Below are 3851 nucleotides of genomic sequence, written 5' to 3' on the forward strand. Positions count from 1 at the left end.
GAGGTGACCGATGCCCGCAACCGCGAGGAGAAGGCGGCGAGTCGGGACCTCGCCGGCCTCGATCGGATGGACGCGAGCAGCGTCGAGTTCGAGGCCAAGCTCGCCGCGTTCGAGCACACGGTGGTGGAACACGCCGAGCGCGAGGAGCGGGAGGAGTTCGAGGCGCTGCGCCAGGTCCGTCCCGAGTCCGAACTCGTGCGCCTGGGCCGCAGACTGCGGGCCATTCAGGCGATCGCCCCCACCCATCCGCACCCCTCGGTCGCGGGATCCCCCACCGCTCAGCGGGTATTCGGGCCGGCGGTGTCCCTCGTCGACCGGCTGCGCGACGCTCGGCGGCAGACGACGACGGCGGGGTGACGGCGAGGATCTCCACCGCCCGGGGGAACTCCTCGAACGGCGGGCCGGACCCTTCGGAGACCCCGGCGCAACGCCGGTACCGCAACTGGGGAGATCTGCTGCAGGAGCTGCGCGTCGTCCAGACGGGCGTGCAGCTGCTGACCGCCTTCCTGCTCGCCATCCCGTTCCAGCAGCGGTTCACGACGTTGAGCAACGAGCAGAAGTCGCTCTATCTCGTGATCGTGCTGCTGACGGTCAGCGCCACCGGGCTGCTCATCATGCCGGTGAGCCTGCACCGCGCGGTCTTCCGGCGCAAGGAGAAGGAGACGCTGATCCGGGTGGCGAACCGGCTCGCCCAGGTGGGCCTGGCATTGTTCGCCGTGGCCGTCTCCGGGGTCGTCCTGCTCATCTTCGACGTGGTCAAGGGGGCGCCGGCCGGCTGGATCGCCGGGGCCTGCACATTCGTCGTGCTGGTCGTGCTGTGGGCCGTCGTGCCCGCCGCCATCCGCCTCGCCGCCCGCGACTGACCCCGGTCGGTTTTAACCGTCATTACCCCATAAGCACCTTATCCTCATGTCATCCTCGTGTAGCGGGCATATTGGGGGAGGGTGGTCGTGGAGAGGGCGGCCGTGGACCTGTTGACGGTGGGTGCGGTGCTGCTGGGCATGGACGGCACTCCGGTGGACTCCGGCGCCGCCATGACCCGCCGACCATCGGCCGGCGGCACGGCTATGCCGGGCCTGCGCGCCGCCGGCTTGCAGGCCGCCGCCGCGCAGGCCGCCCTCGTCCTGGTCACCCCGGCGCTGTTGGCCGGTCCCGACGCCGCGGCCCGCCTCAGCCGCCTCAGCCGCGTCACCGCCGCCGCCAGCACCGCCGCTGTTGCCGCTCCGGCAGCCATGGGCGCCCTCGACGCCACCGGCGAGCAGTACGGTACGCCCCGGTTCGAGGAGTTCGCCGAGCCAGTGGGAGGACGTCCGGGCTGGGATGCGTCATCGCTGTTCCGCTTCCGTGAGGGTGAAGGAGAACGTCGCCCCCTGGCCAGGTGTCCCGTCCGCCCAGATCCGCCCACCGTGGCGATGGATGATCCGCGCGACCAGGGCAAGCCCGACACCGGTCCCTTCGAACTGGTCCGCCCGATGCAGACGCTGGAACACACCGAACAGCTTGCCGGCGTGGCGGGGATCGAAGCCGGCGCCATTGTCGGCGACTGACAGCCCGCAGCGGTGTCCGAAGGTCATGAGACACGCTGTAGGAGAAGGCCTCCAGCTCGTTGTTCGCCGCCCGTAGCTCGTCGTTGGCCGTCTGCAACTCGGCGGCTGAGCGGGCGCGTTCGACCGCTACCCGGTCCAGCTGGTCCGCGAGGGTGTTGACCGACCTCCCCACCTCCTGCGTCTCCTGCGGCCCCGCGGGAGTGACGCGGGTATTCAGCCGTCCCAGGGCCAACGACCGCACCGCGGCGGTGACGTTCTGCAGCGGGCGGACCAGACATCGGGTTGTGACCACCGCGGTCCGGATACCCACCGCCAGACCGATCGCCAGCAGGCCGCCGATCATCCCGATCGTCACGGCCAGGGTCCGGTTGAGCGCGTCGGTCTTGTCGTGACGCAGCTGGCCAAGGGTGGTGCCGAGCGAGGCGTTCGTCGCCCGGAACGCGTCGAACAGATGCTTACCTGCCTCCGGGGGAGGGGCGACACCGGTGATCGCGGGGTTGGCGTAGTCGTCCAGCCACGACGAGGCGGCGGCCCGCTCGGCTGCCAGCTGGCCGCGTACCGTCGCGTCCCCACCGAAATCTCTTGCGATCTTCGCGAACGCCCCGGCCATCGCGGCCGTGCCGGCCCGGTACGGCTGCAGAAACGACGGGTCATGGCTGATCAGATAGCCGCGGACGCCCGTCTCGGCGTTGGTCATCCCCTGCAACACGGCCGTGTTGGCGCGCCGCGCCGGGTCGATTGTGTCCGTGAGGTCCTGTGTCTCCGCCATAGGCGCCTCCAGGATGTTGACAGACCCGACGGGCGGTTCCAGGCGTACAGGTGCGACTGTCCATGCTGGATCGATTACTCATTGTAAGGCTGGGGACGATGCCCGCCTCCGGACCAACGCCAGTTGGCCGCTTTGACGGGGTCTGCGGACCCGCCCGACGCGACAGACCCACCCGGCCCCGGACGGGAGCGCACGTTCGCGGCGTGGAAACGGGAAGATCGTTGCGACCTGCTAATTTCCTGAATTATTCGATCTTGCGGTGCCAGGATGGCACCTGATCATGGTTTTGGTCCTCGAATGACGGCCGCTCCGAGTGGGGCGGGCCGCTTCGGCATGCCCGGGGTCAGACCGGGCCTTGCCGTCGTTCTTCTGGCGTGGTCGGATCCTCCGGCGGCTGGGCGTCCGGACCGTAGCCGGGTGCCCAGACGGTTCGCAGCGGCTTGCCGTGCGGACAGGTACCCGCTCTTGGCACGGGCTCGACTCTGCCCGTCGCGTGAAACTGGGCGCCACGGCGACGGCGGCATTTGTTGCAGGCCACCAGTGACAGCATTCGTATGATCGGCCGCTCACCGGTCGGGTCGCCGTCCGCGATCGGCCCCCGGGCTGGGAAGTCGTCGGTCATCGCCGCCGCCTTGTAATCAGACCGGTGCCGTCGCATGCTGTGCAGTCCACCTCTTGCGTGCCCGCGAAACCGCCGTCCTCGTCAGCCTCGGACCTGTCCGCGGTGACCTTGCCGGTTCCGTTGCAGGTGGGGCAGTCCGCGGTCTCCACCGGTTCGAGGTCGGCATGCCCGGCCTTCGCGCCCCGCTTGTCGTAGTCCTTCTCGGTGTCGGGGTTATTCTTGCCCCTGGGTGATCCACCTCTGCCGCCGCGCTTGATGCCATCGCGGCCGGTGGAGGCTCCACCACTGGTCGACTCTCGCTTGTTCCACGCCATGGGTTGCTCTCCGTATACAGGCGGCCCCTATCTGCATCAACGGTAGCGGCGGAACACCTACTCCGGAACCAAGGAGTGCGGTTCCGTCACGCCGATTGGCCTCGCTGCTGCCGAGCGCCTACCTGCTGGTCTTGCGGTTCTCCCATTCGGCGCGGCTGATCGCGTAGATGTTTCGCGGCTCGCCGTCCCGGTCGACCGGACCCTCGGCCAGGGTGAGGCCGAGCTTCTCGGCGACACGGATCGAGCTCGTGTTCTCAGGGTGGATGATGCTGATCACCCGGTTCCGGTTCGTCTCGGTGAACGCGAACTCCAGGGCTGCCGCGCCGCCTTCGGTCGCGATGCCCTGTCCCCACCGGTCCCGGCGGACGGTCCAGGCGACCTCGATATCCGGCCAGCCGTACTCCTCGTACAGCCCGGCGCGGCCGAGGAACGCACCCGTTTCCCGATCCTCGATGATCCACATTCCGAAGCCGTTGAGCGCCCAGTGGCCGATCTGGAACGCCGTCATGCCCCAGACGGAGCCCTCCTTCGACGGCGAGCTGGTGTAGACGGACATGTCCGGGTGTCGCGCCATGGACAGGTAGGGCTCGACGTCGTCT

The 3851-nt window shown here is 69.0% G+C and carries 3 protein-coding genes and 3 pseudogenes; 2 read left to right on the forward strand and 4 right to left on the reverse strand.

Translation table 11 applies throughout. From position 1 onward, the window contains the following. Together ACY45C_RS16005 and ACY45C_RS16010 are read left to right on the forward strand one after the other, a co-directional pair. Positions 1-357: pseudogene (locus tag ACY45C_RS16005) on the forward strand (hemerythrin domain-containing protein); the annotation flags it as partial. Beyond that, positions 354-863, forward strand: a complete 510-nt coding sequence (locus tag ACY45C_RS16010; RefSeq protein ID WP_462188391.1) for a DUF6328 family protein — start codon at positions 354-356, stop codon at positions 861-863. The pseudogene ACY45C_RS16005 and the gene ACY45C_RS16010, both read left to right, overlap by 4 nt. 462 nt (positions 864-1325) lie before the next feature. On the opposite strand, the pseudogene ACY45C_RS16015 reads toward ACY45C_RS16010, so the two are convergent. The 4 genes and pseudogenes from ACY45C_RS16015 to ACY45C_RS16030 form a co-directional block, all read right to left on the reverse strand. Further along, positions 1326-1544, reverse strand: a pseudogene (locus ACY45C_RS16015) (sensor histidine kinase); the annotation flags it as partial. A 148-nt stretch (positions 1545-1692) separates the two neighbouring features. Then, positions 1693-2316 (reverse strand): annotated as a pseudogene (locus ACY45C_RS16020) (CHASE3 domain-containing protein); the annotation flags it as partial. Between the two features lie 618 nt (positions 2317-2934). Next, on the reverse strand, positions 2935-3252 hold the full coding sequence (locus ACY45C_RS16025; protein ID WP_462188392.1) for a hypothetical protein: 318 nt from the start codon (positions 3250-3252) through the stop codon (positions 2935-2937). Positions 3253-3370: 118 nt separating this feature from the next. Further along, positions 3371-3851: GNAT family N-acetyltransferase (locus tag ACY45C_RS16030; RefSeq protein ID WP_462188393.1), on the reverse strand; the 481-nt coding region annotated here is incomplete at its 5' end.

The organism is Frankia sp. CcWB2 (assembly GCF_977927585.1).